The sequence below is a fragment of the Lachnoanaerobaculum orale genome, assembly GCF_003862485.1.
Lineage (GTDB): Bacteria > Bacillota > Clostridia > Lachnospirales > Lachnospiraceae > Lachnoanaerobaculum > Lachnoanaerobaculum orale.
In genome coordinates this window covers 1,747,784-1,764,758 of the sequence record NZ_RRCM01000001.1, presented here as the reverse complement: position 1 = coordinate 1,764,758, position 16,975 = coordinate 1,747,784, and the positions used below count along the sequence as shown (strand labels likewise).

Genomic DNA, 16,975 nt, shown 5'->3' with positions numbered 1-16,975 from the left:
TATTTATGAAATTAGGAGTAATAGGTTTCGGAAATATGGGTTCAGCCATTGCAAAGGGCTTTGTAAACAAAAATGCAATGGATATTAAAGATATAGGTATTTTTGATACATACTTAAAATCAAGAGAAAAGGCAAAGGAAGACGGTTTTTTTGTATACAGTGATGAGGTGGAATTGGTAAAATCCTGTGATGCCGTACTTGTGGCGGTAAAGCCTATACATGCAAAATCACTCTTTGAAAAAATTTCAAAGTACCTTGACGGTAAGCTTGTGGTATCTATAGTCGCAGGACTTGAAAGCGAAGTTATAAGGTCATATATAGGTGAACAGAGGATTCTTAGGATTATGCCGAATACTCCCGCACTTGTAGGTGAGGGTGTGTTTGCACTTGACAGTGATTCAAACGCTACAGATGAAGAAAAAAAGATTTTTGAGGACGCTTTTTTTAAGATAGGTACGGTTGAATGGGTAGAGGAGAGACTTTTCCCTGTAGTCACAGGACTTTCAGGCGGCGGACCTGCATATGTTGCTATGTTTATAGAGGCGTTGGCGGATGCGGGTGTGCTTCACGGATTAAAGAGGGATGTGGCATTAAAGATGGCTGCAAAGACGGTACTTGGAAGTGCTGCACAAATTCTTGAAACAAATATTCATCCTGCAGTTTTAAAGGATATGGTCTGTTCACCTGCAGGCACTACTATAGAGGGAGTAAAGGTATTGGAAGATTACAGTTTCAGGGCCGGTGTGATAGAAGCGGTATCAAAAGCGACATTAAAATCCATGAAATAAAAAAAGGTCAGCCGGAAGGCTGACCTAAAGGTGTTTGTATAATTATTTAGCAGTTGTAGACTCTACAGCTGTTGTCTCAGCACCTGACTCACTTGAAGCCTCGCTTGCAGCGTTGTCCTTTGCAGACTCAACAGCGCTTGAAGCATCCTTAGCAGCAGACTCTGCAACACTTGAAGCGTCCTTAGCAGCAGACTCTGCAGCACTTGAAACTTCCTTACCTGCAGACTCAACAGCACTTGAAGCATCCTTAGCAGCAGACTCAACAGCACTTGAAGCGTCAGCCTTAGGTGCGCTTGAACCACAAGCAGTGAAAGCAAGCATAGCTACAGCAGCAACAGCGAATAATTTAAATTTTAACATTTTTAATACCTCCCTTAATAGACACTTTCCTATGTCCTTTAACAAAAACCGATTTTATACCTATTCATCAAAAAAGTCAAATGAAATTATGCTTTGTATCTAAAAAAAACGGAAAAACTTTCGAAAGAATGAATTAAAAATAAGAGATAAGTTTTTAAGATGACCGAATCGGCATTTTGATATGGTATAAAATATCGGCTTGGTATATTATTGTGCGGTATTACAGATTGGAGTATTATGATAAGATTTGAGAAGATAGACGAAAATACGAAGAACTTGGAAGATATAAAACAGTTATATATGGATGCCTTTCCTTTTGATGAGCGAATACCTTTTTATATTATGGTATCGGTAGGAAATGACAGAGGTGTTGAATTCTTATCAATTTACGATGACGATACCTGGCTTGGATTTATACATACCTTGGTGGGAGAAAAGCTTTCATATATCTTTTATTTTGCTATAGACGGCAGTCTCAGACAGAGCGGATACGGAAGCAAGATAATACGTGAATATAAGAAGATGCATCCTAAACTTTCGCTTGCTATAGAACCTATAGAAGAGGACAGTGACAATATAAAACAGAGAAAGAAAAGACTTGCATTCTATGAGAAGAACGGATTTGAGACTCTGGATACAAGAGTTGTAGAGATGGGAGTTGAGTTTGAGCTTATGGGTGCAAAGGGCATGGAAATAAAAGAGAACGACTACAAATCACTTGTAAAGAAGTTCTTCGACTCCTTTGATAAGGATAAGAGAGTGCTTTCCGTAAGGGAGATGAGGGATGCGGACGCCTACACAATAAAAAACTTTGTTGACAGTAAGGAACTTATGTACAGAGCCGGAGAGGCTATATTTTATGTAGGTGATTGGAATATAGGAGACAGGGTTCTTATAGTGGCAGGCAGCGGCAACAATGCAGGTGACGGATATGTTGTGGCCGACTTATTGAATATTGAAGGAATTGAAGTCGAGATTTTGCTTATCAAGGATAAATTCTCTGAGGACGGAAAATATTATTTTAACAGATGCCTTCAAAAAGATATTAAGTACACCGTATTGGATGAGAACACGGATTATGATACTTTGCGAGGAAAGTTCGATTCATACGACTATGTTCTGGACTGCATATACGGAACAGGATTTAGAGGTGAGGTGAGAGAACCTGTATATTCACTTATAAAAGCTTTAAACGACTCAAAAGCTTTTGTAGTCAGTGCGGATATCAACTCAGGCATGAACGGAGATACGGGAGAGTCGAATATTTGTGTAAATTCCGACCTTACGGTAAGTATAGGATTCCTAAAAAAGGGGCTTGTAAGCGAGGAGGGCAAAAAGCATATAGGAAAGCTTGTAAATATGGATATAGGTATTATTATTGAAGAGTAAATGATATGTCTGAATATTTTAAGCTTATTGCAAATAATATCCATATTAGGTATACTCTAGGGTAGACTTTATGGAAGTGGAGAATTGATGTGGCAAGTCGAAAACAAACAACCAAAAAAACAAAAAAGAGTAGTAGTACAAATAGAGTGAGCAAAAAGGCGGAGAACAATGAGCAATTGGAATTTTTGAATTCCGAAATTCTTATGATTGCCCTTTTTGTCGTGTCCTTGGTGCTTTTTTTGAGCCATTTCGGACTTATGGGAGTAGTGGGAAAGTTTTTCAGATCATTGCAGATGGGACTGTTCGGCATACTTGGCTATGCGGTGCCTATGTTTGTCTTTATAGGCGGTGCATTCCTTCTGTCAAATGTAGGTTCAAGTGTCGCAAAAACAAAGTTTATCGGAGTGGTATTGGCTGTTTTGGCGGTGGATACCCTTATATCACTGATAGGTATTCCGAGCCTGAAGGCAGTCGGATTTTTGAAATTTTATACTGAAGGCTGGTATGGAGGCTTTATAGGAGGAAGTCTCGGCCTTATTATATCGTTAGTACTTGGTAAGATCGGTGCAATTATATTCTTTTTGGCAATGTTTATAGTATCCGTTGTCATACTTACAGGTAAGTCATTCGTGTCCATGGTAAAGACAGGCGGACAGATGACCATATCAAAGGCAAAAAGTGATGTGGCAAGAGTGATGGAGCAAAGGAAGCAAAGAAAAGAAGCCGAGTATGAAGACGATTATGAAGATTACGATGAGGACAACTTTGAAGAGCTTGACATTGACAATAAAAAAGACGGTTATATAGAAGAACTTCTTGATTACAATAAAAGACCGAACAGAGGGAATATAGACCTCGGTGCGATAGACTTTTCAAAGAGAAAGGTTAGGCACAGAGTGGATTTGCCTCCTTCAAATTCAGGTGCAAAAAAGAATGAAGCTATAGGCGGACTTTTTGACAGTAAGAACAATGTAGACTTTGAGAAAACGGATGCCGACGACGGAGTAATAGATACAAACTATAACTTTTCAAATGAAAGAGCTGAGGAGTCTGTGCAGGATTCTATAATAATGAATAAGAGGGCCGATACCTTCTACGGCAATATAAACAGAGGCAATGACGATTCAAGGTTTGAAAATGATATAGATGAGGAGACTCTAAGAAGAGCCAATGAGATACTTGCCAGAAAAGATGAGATAGATATCTATTCACAGCCGGTTTCCACTATAAGTATCACCGAGGATGATGCACATGAGGATTTCAGCTATATAAATGACAATACACCTGTAGGTGTGGCAAACATAAACAATGATATAGAATTCAGAAAAGAATACGGTGATGATGAGGGCTATACTCATCAAAACACTTCTGCTTATGATGCACCGTATCAAAAAGACGACAGTTATAAAAAGCCTTATAACGAAAATCATAACGAAACCATATACAATAATTATACAGATAATGAAAAGTCTGTTAATTCGGATACGGAAGGGAACAATTCATTGGTAAGCAGTGACGGTGAGAGAACTTTAGTTACAGCTGCAGGTAAGGTGATAGTTTCAGACACATCCGCACTTCAAAAGAAGATGGAAGAGCAAAGGGCGGCCACGCCGCAGGGCAAGATAAGGTCTGAGATTGAAAAGAAAAAGGCCGCCATAAGACCTTACGCATATCCGGGCACATATCTTTTAAAGAAGAGCAACAATAACAATCAGGTACTTTCAGACAGTGAGTACAGACAGACCGCCATCACATTACAGGAGACTTTGGCAAGCTTTGATGTAAATGTGACTGTGGAAGATATAAGTATAGGACCGTCTGTTACACTGTATGAGCTTAAGCCGGAGCAGGGAGTTAAGGTATCCAAGGTATTGTCGCTTGCAAACGATATAAAACTTGCGCTTGCCGCCAGTGATATAAGAATAGAAGCTCCTATTCCGGGAAAATCGGCCATCGGTATAGAAGTTCCCAATAAGCAAAAGCAGACCGTATTTTTACGCGATCTTTTCGAGAGCAGAGCATTCAGAAACGGTGGAGAGAGCATAGGCTTTGCGGTAGGTAAGGATATTTCGGGTAAGGTTATTGTTGCGGATATTGCAAAGATGCCTCATGTACTTATTGCAGGTGCTACAGGTTCGGGTAAGTCGGTATGTATCAACACATTGATTATGAGCATCATATATAAGTATTCACCTGATGAAGTGAAGCTTATTATGGTGGATCCGAAGGTGGTGGAACTTTCAGTCTATAACGGTATCCCGCATCTGCTTATTCCTGTAGTGACGGAGCCGAAGAAGGCCGCATCGGCACTTAACTGGGCTGTTGCAGAGATGGGTGAGAGATATAAGAAGTTTGCGGCTACAGGTGTCAGAGATTTGACCGCATACAATAAGAGAATAGATGAGGCGAAAAGAAGAGGAAATATCGAGGGGCTTCCTGAGAAGCTGCCTAAGATTGTTATAATTATTGACGAGTTGGCAGATCTTATGATGGTGGCAAATGCGGAGGTTGAGGATGCTATAGTAAGGCTTGCTCAGCTTGCAAGAGCCTGCGGTATACATCTGGTTATCGCTACACAAAGGCCGAGTGTCAATGTCATAACAGGTATAATAAAGGCAAATATTCCTTCAAGAATCGCTTTCGCTGTATCATCAGGTACGGACTCAAGAACTATTCTTGACAGTAACGGTGCCGAAAAGCTTCTCGGAAAGGGTGATATGCTGTTCGCTCCGTACGGATCGCCGAATCCTATAAGAGTACAGGGCGCCTTTGTATCGGATGAGGAAGTGTCCGCCGTAGTGGACTTTTTAAAAAATCAAGGTATGCAGGCAAGGTATGACGAAGACACCATAAAGCATATAGAAGAGAGTGAAAAGACTGCAGGAGCGTCAGGAGAGGTATCTGAAAGAGATGAGCTTTTCGAGGCTGCAGGCAGATATATTATAGAAAAAGACAGAGCTTCAATAGGCAATCTTCAAAGGAATTTTAAGATTGGCTTTAACAGAGCCGCAAGGATTATGGATCAGCTTGCAAGTGCAGGTGTGGTAGGTGATGAAGCAGGAACAAAGAGAAGAGAAATACTAATGAATATGGACGAATTCCTGGATGTGTTATAGATTTGTCCTAAGGAGGATGTATGCGTAGTGATATCGAAATTGCAAGAAGCGTTGAGATGAAAAATATTGCAGATGTGGCAAGTGAGTACGGGATAGGCTTTGACGACCTTGAAATGTACGGCAAATATAAGGCAAAACTTGGTGAGGAGTTTTTAAAATCCCGCAAAGAAAACAAAAAAGGCAAGCTTGTACTTGTTACAGCTATCAATCCGACACCTGCAGGAGAGGGTAAGACCACTACACTTGTAGGACTTGGACAAAGCTTTAAACAGCTGGGCAAAAAGGCTGTGATAGCACTTAGAGAGCCTTCGCTGGGACCTTGTTTCGGTATAAAGGGAGGAGCTGCAGGTGGCGGACTTTCTCAGGTAGTACCTATGGATGAGCTGAATCTCCATTTTACAGGAGATTTTCATGCTATAACATCCGCAAACAACCTTCTGGCGGCAATGCTTGACAATCATATACAGCAGGGTAATGCACTCGGAATAGATACAAATGCGATTATCCACAAAAGATGTATAGATATGAATGACAGAGTGCTCAGAAACATAGTGGTAGGTATCGGAGGCAAGGCTGACGGCGTGGTGAGAGAAGACCACTTTGTAATATCGGTGGCCTCGGAGATAATGGCAATACTTTGTCTGGCTGACGATATGAATGATTTGAAGGAAAGACTTTCAAATATTATCGTGGCCTACAATTTTAACGGTGAGCCTGTATTTGCTAAAGATTTAAAGGCTGTGGGTGCTATGGCCGCACTTTTAAAGGATGCAATAAAGCCTAATATCGTGCAGACACTTGAGCATTCGCTTGCTTTGGTTCACGGAGGACCTTTTGCAAATATTGCACACGGATGTAACTCTGTCAGAGCCACAAAGATTGCTATGGGTATGGCGGATATCGCACTTACAGAGGCGGGATTTGGTGCGGACCTCGGAGCTGAGAAATTCTTTGATATAAAGTGCAGAAAGGCCGGTATTGCGCCTGATTGTGTAGTGCTTGTGGCTACCGTAAGAGCTTTAAAGTACAACGGAGGAGTTGCAAAGGACGAGCTTTCAAAAGAAAATCTTGAAGCACTTAAAAAAGGAATTGTAAACCTTGAAAAGCATATCGAAAATATCAAACTTTTCGGCGTACCTGTGGTGGTTACATTAAATCACTTTGTAACCGACAGTGAAGCTGAAGTTAACTTTATAAAAGAGTTTTGTGAAAGCAGAAACTGTGAGTTTGCAATCTCAAAGGTATGGGAAGAAGGCGGCAAGGGCGGAGTCGAACTTGCAAAGAAGATTCTTTATACACTTGAAAACAAAGAAAGTCATTTTACACCGCTATATCCTGACGATATGAGCATTGAAGATAAGCTCTACACTATCGCGACAAAGATATACGGCGCAAAGAATGTGACATATTCTCCTGCCGCAAAAAAGGCTATTGAAAAGGCGAAGTTACTTGGTTATGGAAATTTGCCTGTATGTGTGGCAAAGAATCAGTATTCACTTTCAGATGACCAAAAAAAGCTTGGAAGACCTGAAAACTTCGATATAAATGTAAGAGAAGCCTATGTAAATGCCGGTGCAGGTTTTGTGGTTGCAATCACAGGCAGCATTATGACAATGCCTGGACTTCCTAAGGTACCTGCTGCCGAGGCTGTGGATGTGGATGAAAACGGAAATATAGTAGGGCTTTTCTAAAGGACTTGGGAGAAAAAATGAAACTTATAGAAAATACGGAAGGTCTTGATATTGATATAATATCGGGAGAACTTGATGATAATTTTTCAGATTTGGTATTCAACACAAAAAAGGTAGTTAAGGATTGCTTATTTGTATGTATTAAGGGAAGAAACTTTGATACGCATGATGCAATAGATGAGATTGTAAAGCTGGGTGCCAAGGCTGTGGTAGTGGAAAAGGATATAAAAAGAGATGATATCTGTGTTATAAAGGTGGATAATACAAGAGCCGCACTTGCAAGACTCTCAGCAGCATACTTTAATCACCCTTCAAAAAAGATGAAGATAATAGGTATCACGGGAACAAAGGGTAAGACAACATCATCTCATATGTTGAAAAAACTCTTGGAGCAAAATGCCAAGGTAGGGCTTATAGGTACAAACGGTATAACTATAGGTGATATACATAGAAGCACACTGAATACAACACCTGAGTCATATGAATTACAAAAGACTTTTAAAGAATGTTTGGATGCAGGCTGTGAATATGTGGTGATGGAGGTATCTTCACAGGCTGTAATGTTAAAGAGAATAGAGGGAATAAACTTCCATATAGGTATCTTTACAAATATTTCACCTGACCATATAGGACCTGACGAGCATAAGGACTTTGAAGAGTATCTTATGTACAAATCGCTTTTCTTTAAACAGTGTGAAAAGACAATTGTAAATGCAGATGACGAACACTCAGACTATGTGTTAAAGCAGTCAACATCAAATGAGAAGTATAAGTTCGGAAAGACCGGAGATTTTGTTATAAATCATATCAATTATATTTCAGATAAGGACTTTTTAGGTACAAGCTTTTGTATAAGTTGCTCAGATGTGATAAAGGATAAGTACGGTATAGAAAGCGTTGGCGATATACTTGTAGGAATTCCCGGAGAGTTTAATGTATACAATGCATTATCCGCACTGAGTGCCGCAATTATCTGTAAGGTAGAGCCTAAGGTATTACAGAGTGCCTTAAAAGATATCAAGGTGAACGGCAGAATGGAAGTGGCATATTCATCACACGATATAAAGATAATTATTGACTATGCACATAATGCAATAAGTACCGAAAGTCTGATAAATACACTTCGTCAGTATAAGCCGAAGAGACTTGTAGTAGTCTTCGGTTCAGGAGGAAACAGGTCTAAGGACAGAAGATATTCAATGGGCGAAATCTGCGGAAAGATGGCGGACTTTTCCGTAGTTACAGCAGATAACTCAAGATATGAAAAGACAGAGGACATTATTGCGGATATTGTTGAGAAATTATCTGCAACAGGCGGAAAGTATATCACTATTCCCGACAGAAAAGAAGCGATATTCTACGCTATAGAAAACTCTAAGCCGGGAGATATCATTGCGATAATAGGTAAAGGACATGAGGACTATCAGGAGATAAACGGGGTGAGACATCATTTCCTTGACAGGGAAGTTGTAGAAGAATGCTTGGAGAAGATGAATGAAAAAAACTAGTGTAAGAGAGCTTATAGCTGCGACAGGCGGAGTTCTTATCTCAGGAAGTGAAGATGCCGTATTTTCAAATATTGTGATCGACTCAAGAGAGGCAAATAAAAACAGCCTCTTTGTACCTGTAGTGGGTGAAAGAAACGATGCGCATAAATTTTTGGAAGCTGTATATACTGCCGGATGCAAAGTGGCGATAAGCTCAAGAAAAGATATTTTCTTAAAACCCGACTTTAATATAGTACTTGTAGAGAATACTACAAAGGCATTGCAGGATCTGGGCATATATCTTAGAAGCAAACTCTCACTGCCGCTTGTAGGAATAACAGGAAGCGTCGGAAAGACAACCACAAGAGAGATGGTGGCACTTGCACTCTCAGATCTTAAGGTATTTAAGACTCCTAACAATTTCAATTCACAGCTTGGCGTACCTGTCACAATCAGCAGAATAAATGATGAAGAGATAGGTGTTATAGAACTTGGAATGAGTATGTTCGGTGAGATGGAGCGTATCGCAAAAATAGTCAAATGTGACTGTGCCATAGTCACAAATATAGGCACCGCACATATTGAAAATCTTCATACAAGAGAGAATATAAGGTCTGAAAAGTTCCATATAACTGACGGAATGAAGTCAGGCAGTGTGATGTTTTTAAATGCCGACAATGATATGCTTTGTGATCCTCCCAAAAAAGAGGGCATAATATATAAGTTTTTCAGTGCTAAGGGAAATACGGATTGTGATTATTATGCAAGCGATATTGTATTTCACAATGCACTTCCTGAATTTGTGGCACATATCTGCGGTAAAAGTGTAAAGGTGGCTTTGAATGTATTCGGCGAACATCAGATATCAAATGCGCTTGCGGCGCTGGCTGTAGCAGATCACTATAATCTGGACCTTGAATCTGCAAGCAGACATCTGGCATCTTTTAGAGGTTTCGCACACAGACAGGAACTTTTAAAGCTTAAGAATATCACTGTGATAGATGACACCTACAACGCTTCTCCCGACTCTATGAAGGCGTCGCTTTCTATATTAAAGGACTTTGATGCAAAAAGAAAATTGGCGGTTTTGGCGGATATGAAAGAACTCGGAGTTGATGAAATCAAACTTCATAAAGAGATTGGAGAGTTTATAGTAAAAAATCTTAAGCTTGATGCCGTATTTGCCGTGGGAGATTTGGCAAAAGAGATTACAGGCTGTTTAAATACATTCAACAAAAGTTTTGATAATAATGAAGAACTGGAAAGTTATCTGCTTGAATATTTACAGGAAGGCGATGTATGCCTTTTAAAGGGTTCAAACAGTATGAGGCTTTTTGATGTAGTAGACAAAATAAAAAATTATGAAAAATTTATTCGCTGATATAATTGTAGCAAATACAAATGTGGACAGACCGTTTACATACCTTATCCCCATGAATTTGAGGGATAAGGTTACTCCGGGCTGTCCTGTTTTGATTGAATTTGGAAAATTGACCAAAAAGGGTTATATAATAGATATAAAAGAAGAAAGTGATGTAGATATATCCAAGTTAAAATATATTAAGGATATAGAAAATGGAGAGCTTAGCACAGATGAAAACCTTCTGCGTCTGGCCATATGGATAAAGCACAGATACGGTGTGACTTTTGATAAAGCTATTTCCACTGTAATGCCTGTAAAGTCAAATGTGGAAGAAAAGACAACCAATGAAATTTTTTTAAATCAAGATATCGGAGAGGATATCCTTAAAGAACTTACAAAGAAGCGAAAAGTTGCGTGGGTAAGGCTTTTAAAAGAGCTTAAGAAAACTGAAAGTCTGCCACAAAGTTATGTAAATAAAGAGCTTAAAGTAAATTCCGCCACAATAAAGAGGATGGCAGAAGAGGGATATATCACGGTAGGAAATAAACAGAGAAAATCAAATCCGCTTTTGCCTATACTTAAGTCCTTGGGAGTGGAAGATTTTAATGAGATACAGGCGACCAATGAATATATTTTAAATGAGGAGCAAAAGCTTGCAGTAGATATTTTCAAAAAAGACTTTGATTCCGGAAATAAAAATACCTATCTGCTGCACGGTATTACAGGCAGCGGTAAGACTCTTGTATTTATAAATATGATTAAATATGTGATAAGTAAGGGGTTGCAGGCTATAGTACTTATACCTGAGATTTCATTGACTTATCAGACTGTGCTTAGAATGGCTGAGCATTTTAAAGACAGAGTGGCCATAATCAATTCAAAGCTTTCAAAAAATGAGAGGTTCTATCAGTTTGACAGAATAAAAAACGGTGATGCCGATGTGATAATAGGTCCCAGGTCGGCAATATTTGCCCCTGTAAAAAGATTGGGGCTTATAGTAATAGATGAAGAGCATGACTCCGCCTACAAAAATGAGAATGTGCCTACTTTTAATGTAAGAGATGTGGCAGGCAAACTTGCAAATATAGCAGGGGCTTCACTGCTTTTGGCATCTGCGACCCCGACACCTGAGACTTATAACAGGGCTGTGACGGGGGAGATAAAACTTTTGGAGCTGAAAGAAAGGGCAAGAAATACTACACTGCCTAAAGTCAGTGTAGTCGATATGAGAGATGAGTTGAAAATGGGCAACAGGAGCATTTTCAGCAACAAGTTGAAAACCTTGATAGAAGACAGATTAAGAAAACATGAGCAGGTAATGCTTTTTATGAACAGAAGAGGATATTCAAGCTTCGTATCCTGCCGCTCATGTGGAGAAGCCATAAAATGTAAGCACTGTGATGTGACTATGACTTTGCACAACAACAATAAACTTGTATGTCACTACTGCGGCTACAGTATTGATTTGCCGAAGGTTTGTCCAAGTTGCGGCTCAAGGTATATTGCAAACTTCGGAACAGGTACACAGAAGCTTGAAGCCATGACAAGGGAAGTATTTCCAAATGCTAAAGTTTTACGAATGGATACGGACAGTGTTTCAAAGAAGAACAGTGCAAATGATATGATAAGAGATTTTGCAAGGGGTGATGCGGATATTTTAATCGGTACACAGATGATTGTTAAAGGACATGATTTTGACAATGTGACGCTTGTGGGAATAATGGCGGCAGACACCTCACTGTATGTGAGTAATTATAACAGTGCACAGAGAACTTTTGAGCTGCTTACACAGGCTGCAGGCAGGGCGGGCAGAGCAAAGAGCGGTGAAGCCGTGATACAGACATATAAGCCTGAAAACTACGCGATAGTGGCTGCGGCGGCGCAGGACTATAAAAAATATTTTGAAAATGAGATTGCCTACAGGAAACTTGGAGGTTACCCTCCGGTCTGTCATATGCTTACAGTGATGATTAGCAGTATAAGAGAGGAAGAACTGAATAAATGTGCAACTGCTATAGTTAATACATTAAAATCAGACAATATTTTCAAAAAATCTGTGATAATAGGCCCTACAGATCCAAGTGTTGTGAAGGTAAAGGACTATTACAGAAAACTGGTATACATAAAAAATGCTAATTATGATATACTTTTAGATATACAAAAAAAAATAGAAGAAAGTCTTGTCTCTTACAGGAATGTAGGAGCGGTATATGACTTTAATTAAGGAGATAGATATGGCAATAAGAGCAATACGAGTAATGGGAGACAATGTTTTAAACAAGAAGTGCAAAGAAGTAAAAGAAGTAAACGACAGAACAAGAGTTTTGGTGGAAGATATGATTGACACAATGAGAGAGGCTAACGGTGTAGGACTTGCAGCTCCTCAGGTAGGTGTTTTAAAGAGAATAGTGGTAATAGAGACTGAACCTGAAAATGTACATGTTCTTATAAATCCTGTTATTCTTGAGCAGGACGGAGAGCAGGTAGGATATGAGGGTTGTCTCAGTGTTCCGGGAAAGAGCGGTATAGTAAAAAGACCTAACCATGTGGTTGCAAAGGCATTTGACCTTGATATGAATGAGTACACCATAGAGGGAGAGGGATTGCTTGCAAGAGCTGTCTGTCATGAGTGCGCACATCTTGACGGAGAGCTGTATGTCGACCTTGTAGAGGGTGAGCTTATAGACAATGAGGAGCTTGAAAAAATGTATGAAGAAGAGGAAGATGAAGAATGAAAATAGTTTTTATGGGAACTCCCGATTTTTCACTACAGCCTCTTAAAAGCTTGGTAGAAGCGGGACATGATGTCAGCCTGGTACTTACAAGAGAGGATAAGAAAAGAAACAGAGGAGAACTTAGCCCTACACCTGTAAAGGAGCTGGCACAGGAATTAAATATTCCGGTGCTTACCCCTTCAAAGATGAAAGATGAAGCGTTGATTGAAAGACTTAAGTCTGAAAATGCCGATTTTTTTGTGGTGGTGGCGTACGGTAAGATTTTACCTAAGGAAATACTTGATATTCCGAGGCTTGGTTGTATCAACATTCATGCATCACTTTTGCCTGAGTACAGGGGTGCGGCACCTATACAGTGGTCGATTATAGACGGTAAGAAAAAGACCGGTATTAGCACAATGCTTATGGATGAAGGGCTTGATACCGGAGATATCTTAAAGCAGTATGAACTGCCTATCGCAGATGATGAAACCGGAGGATCGCTTTTTGACAAGTTGGCAATCCTTGGCGGTGAGGCTATAGTGGATACTATAGCAAATTTTGACAGTATTAACCCTACACCTCAGGGAAATGCGACCACAGAGTACGCAAAGATGATTTCAAAACAGATGGGCGAGATAGACTTTAATAAATCCGCCACAGAGATTGAAAGACTTATAAGGGGAATGAATCCTTGGCCAAGTGCATATACAAAGTATGAGGGTAAGGTATTAAAGATTTGGGAAGTCAAGGTTTCTGAAAATATATCGGAATTACCAAATATAAATTTAAGCGAAAATTACGGCAAAATATATAGCTTTAATAAAGACATTTTTATAATATGTAATAACAGCGTCTTAAAGGTGCTGTCTTTACAACTTGAAGGTAAGAAAAGAATGTCTGCAAAGGACTTTTTGCTTGGCAGAGAGATAAAGCAGGGATATGTATTAGGAAAATAAGGAGGGGCTTATGTACTACGGTTACGGCTTTGATATAACATACATATTTGTAATAATCGGAATGGTAATCACATTGCTTGCTTCATGGAGAATGAAGGCGACATTTGCAAAGTATGAGAGAGTGAGATCGGAGTCAAATCTTACAGGAAGAGAGGTGGCTGAGAGAATACTTAGAGCAAACGGAATCTACGATGTCGGAGTAAGACCGGTATCAGGCAGACTTACAGACCACTATGATCCGAGAGATAAGACAGTCAGCCTCAGTGAGGTTATCTATAATTCAACATCAGTGGCTGCAATCGCTGTGGCGGCACATGAATGCGGTCATGCCATACAGGACAATGTAGGCTATGTTCCGCTAAACTTAAGAAGTGCATTTGTACCTATAGCAAGTTGGGGAAGCAGACTGTCTTGGCCTATGATATTTATAGGTATATTACTTGGTTACGGAAATATGTCAAATATACTTATACAGCTTGGAATAGGACTGTTTTTGCTTGCGGTAATATTCCAGATAATAACATTGCCTGTAGAGTTTGACGCCTCAAGAAGAGCGTTGATAGAGCTGCAAAGCAACAATATATTACCGTCAAATGAAGATAAGAGTGCAAGAAAGGTGCTTTTTGCGGCAGCTATGACATATGTGGCGGCGGCAGCTTCGGGAGTATTGCAGTTACTGAGACTTTTGCTATTATTTAACGGTAGAGGAAGAAGAGACTGACAATGGAAAAAACAAATATAAGGGCTCTTATTTTGGAAGCTCTGATGCTTATAGATGTTGAAGGCGAGTACAGCCACAAGGTCATAGATATGGCACTTGAAAAGTATTCATATCTGTCAAAGGCGGACAGAGGCTTCTTTTCAAGGGTGGTTCACGGAGTTGTGGAGTACAGGTTGCAACTTGATTTTATTATAAAAAAATATAATAACGGCAAGCGTGTTAAGCCTGTAATCAGAGAAATACTGAGAATGGCAATTTATCAAATGCTTTATATGGACAGAGTACCTGACAGAGCAATAATAAATGAAGCCGTAAACCTTGTAAAACAAAGGAGGCTTAATGCACTTACAGGCTTTGTAAACGGTATATTAAGAAAGATAAGCGCTGAAAAAGAATCTATAAGTTTTGATGATATAGGTATTAAGTACTCCATGCCCGAATTTTTACTTGATATAATAAAAGAAAATACCGGTGAGTATTTTGATAAAACCTTGGAGTACTTTCTCTCAAACAGACCTTTATCCGTAAGAGTGAATACATCAAAGTCAGATGTTACTGATGTGATTAAGGAACTGGAAGATGGCAATATCAAGGTTGAAAATTCAAAGCTTAACGATTCTGTTTTGTATATAAGCGGATTTGATAAAGTGGATGATATTCCTGCAATAAAATCGGGGAAGTGTTATATTACAGATGTTTCATCCTCAATGATATCAAAGCTTATAATACCTGATAATATAAAAAAGGCTGTAGATGTATGTGCGGCGCCCGGAGGAAAGAGCTTTTTGCTGGCTGATAAAGCAGACGGTGAAGCTGTGATTTATTCCTGTGACGTCAGTGAAAATAAGGTCAATTTGATAATAGAGAATGTAAAAGTACAGGGCTTTAAAAATATAAATCCTGTGGTGGCGGATGCAAGAGTATTTGACGAAAGATTTGCAGAAAGTGATTTGGTATTGGCCGACCTTCCCTGCAGCGGTATAGGTATTATAGGAAAGAAACCTGATATAAAATACAGACTTGATCCTGAGGGAACGGAATTGCTTTCCGCTTTACAAAAAGAAATACTTGATAATGTATCAAAGTATGTAAAAAAGGGTGGAGAACTTATATTTTCAACCTGTACATTAAACAGGGCTGAAAACGAAGAGAACGTGTCAAATTTTTTGAAAAATCACAGTGATTTTAAGCCTGTGGATCTGACTGACAGACTGACAGGCAAATTGCTTGAACATTTTGATACGGAGGAATTAAAGAAGGGGTATCTTAAGTTGATACCCGGAAGAGACGACTGCGACGGTTTTTTCATTGCAGTATTTAGGAGAGATAATGACTGATATAAAGTCAATGGATTTGGATGAGTTAAAGACCTTCATAAAAGATATGGGTGAACCGGCATTCAGAGCAAAACAGTTGTTTGAATGGATGCATAAGTCACTTATAGAGTCCTTTGATGAGTGTACGAATCTTTCAAAGGCGTTCAGAGAAAGGCTGAATTCAGAGGCGAAACTTACAGAGCTTAAGCCGGTGGAGGTCTTTAAATCAAAGATAGACGATACAAGAAAGTATTTGTTTGCACTGTCTGACGGAAATATTATAGAGAGTGTGAGAATGAAGTATGAACACGGCAACTCTGTATGTATTTCATCACAGGTGGGATGCAGAATGGGATGCAAGTTTTGTGCTTCCACACTGGACGGACTTGTAAGAAATCTTACTGTAGGTGAGATGCTTGATCAGGTGTACAGCATTCAAAGACTTTTGGGAGAGAGAGTATCAAATATAGTGGTGATGGGTTCGGGAGAGCCTATGGACAACTATGAAAATATAGTAAAATTTGTCAGGATTATAAGCAGTGATATGGGGTTAAATATCAGCCAACGAAATATTACAGTTTCAACCTGCGGTATTGTACCGAAGATAAGGCAGCTTGCAGATGAGGGACTTAATATCACATTGGCACTGTCGCTGCATGCACCGAATGATGAGATAAGAAAGACTATAATGCCTGTAGCCAATAAATACGCGTTAAAAGATGTTATTTCCGCCTGTGATTACTACTTTAAAAAGACAGGCAGAAGAGTATCATATGAGTACTCTTTGGTGGCGGGAGTGAATGACAACATAGAGGAGGCAAAAAAACTTGTAAAACTTGTAAACGGAAGAAACATACACATCAATTTGATACCTGTAAATCCGATAAAAGAGAGGGATTTTAAGCAGTCGGATAAGCTTAAAATAAAGGCTTTCAGAGAGTTTTTGAAAAAAAAGGGTGTCAATGCCACAGTCAGAAGAGAGATGGGCAGAGATATTGATGGTGCCTGTGGACAGTTGAGAAGAAGATTTATCGAGACAAACGGTGGATCTGAAAGCTTGGAGGTGTAAAT

13 protein-coding genes are annotated in these 16,975 nt (G+C 39.4%); 12 read left to right on the top strand and 1 reads right to left on the bottom strand.

All coding sequences use genetic code 11. From position 1 onward, the window contains the following. The first annotated feature begins 5 nt into the window (after window positions 1–5). A complete protein-coding gene (gene proC / locus EHW90_RS08360) occupies window positions 6–788 on the top strand; it encodes a pyrroline-5-carboxylate reductase (RefSeq protein WP_124952355.1) in 783 nt (260 codons plus the stop codon). Window positions 789–830: 42 nt separating this feature from the next. On the opposite strand, the gene EHW90_RS08355 is transcribed toward proC, so the two are convergent. Continuing rightward, entirely contained in the window at window positions 831–1,148 is a 318-nt protein-coding gene (locus EHW90_RS08355) for a hypothetical protein (RefSeq protein ID WP_124952354.1), read from the bottom strand. A 237-nt stretch (window positions 1,149–1,385) separates the two neighbouring features. Here EHW90_RS08355 and EHW90_RS08350 point away from each other — a divergent pair, with 237 nt between their 5' ends. The 11 genes from EHW90_RS08350 (at window position 1,386) to rlmN (ending at window position 16,973) form a co-directional block, all read left to right on the top strand. Further along, the gene (locus tag EHW90_RS08350) at window positions 1,386–2,537 is read left to right on the top strand and encodes an NAD(P)H-hydrate epimerase (protein WP_124952353.1); all 1,152 of its coding nucleotides are present in this window, start codon (window positions 1,386–1,388) and stop codon (window positions 2,535–2,537) included. An 89-nt stretch (window positions 2,538–2,626) separates the two neighbouring features. Continuing rightward, window positions 2,627–5,653 (top strand): FtsK/SpoIIIE family DNA translocase, encoded by a 3,027-nt coding sequence (locus tag EHW90_RS08345; protein ID WP_124952352.1) that lies wholly within the window; start codon window positions 2,627–2,629, stop codon window positions 5,651–5,653. A gap of 20 nt (window positions 5,654–5,673) precedes the next feature. After that, window positions 5,674–7,344, top strand: coding sequence for a formate--tetrahydrofolate ligase (locus EHW90_RS08340; protein ID WP_124952351.1), 1,671 nt, complete (start codon window positions 5,674–5,676; stop codon window positions 7,342–7,344). A gap of 17 nt (window positions 7,345–7,361) precedes the next feature. Beyond that, on the top strand, window positions 7,362–8,852 hold the full coding sequence (locus EHW90_RS08335; RefSeq protein ID WP_124952350.1) for a UDP-N-acetylmuramoyl-L-alanyl-D-glutamate--2,6-diaminopimelate ligase: 1,491 nt from the start codon (window positions 7,362–7,364) through the stop codon (window positions 8,850–8,852). Continuing rightward, window positions 8,839–10,212, top strand: coding sequence for a UDP-N-acetylmuramoyl-tripeptide--D-alanyl-D-alanine ligase (locus EHW90_RS08330; RefSeq protein ID WP_124952349.1), 1,374 nt, complete (start codon window positions 8,839–8,841; stop codon window positions 10,210–10,212). The genes EHW90_RS08335 and EHW90_RS08330 overlap by 14 nt, the downstream gene beginning before the upstream one ends. Then, the gene (priA, locus tag EHW90_RS08325) at window positions 10,193–12,418 is read left to right on the top strand and encodes a replication restart helicase PriA (RefSeq protein WP_124952348.1); all 2,226 of its coding nucleotides are present in this window, start codon (window positions 10,193–10,195) and stop codon (window positions 12,416–12,418) included. Before EHW90_RS08330 ends, priA begins: the two co-directional genes overlap by 20 nt. A gap of 10 nt (window positions 12,419–12,428) precedes the next feature. Continuing rightward, window positions 12,429–12,929: a peptide deformylase gene (def, locus tag EHW90_RS08320; protein ID WP_207667047.1), complete on the top strand. Its 501-nt coding sequence runs from the start codon at window positions 12,429–12,431 to the stop codon at window positions 12,927–12,929. Further along, on the top strand, window positions 12,926–13,867 hold the full coding sequence (fmt, locus tag EHW90_RS08315) for a methionyl-tRNA formyltransferase (RefSeq protein WP_124952346.1): 942 nt from the start codon (window positions 12,926–12,928) through the stop codon (window positions 13,865–13,867). The genes def and fmt overlap by 4 nt, the downstream gene beginning before the upstream one ends. A gap of 10 nt (window positions 13,868–13,877) precedes the next feature. Continuing rightward, a complete protein-coding gene (locus EHW90_RS08310; RefSeq protein WP_060931860.1) occupies window positions 13,878–14,588 on the top strand; it encodes a zinc metallopeptidase in 711 nt (236 codons plus the stop codon). Window positions 14,589–14,590: 2 nt separating this feature from the next. Then, window positions 14,591–15,925, top strand: a complete 1,335-nt coding sequence (gene rsmB, locus EHW90_RS08305; RefSeq protein ID WP_124952345.1) for a 16S rRNA (cytosine(967)-C(5))-methyltransferase RsmB — start codon at window positions 14,591–14,593, stop codon at window positions 15,923–15,925. Then, a complete protein-coding gene (gene rlmN / locus EHW90_RS08300) occupies window positions 15,918–16,973 on the top strand; it encodes a 23S rRNA (adenine(2503)-C(2))-methyltransferase RlmN (RefSeq protein ID WP_124952344.1) in 1,056 nt (351 codons plus the stop codon). The genes rsmB and rlmN overlap by 8 nt, the downstream gene beginning before the upstream one ends. Window positions 16,974–16,975: the final 2 nt, after the last annotated feature.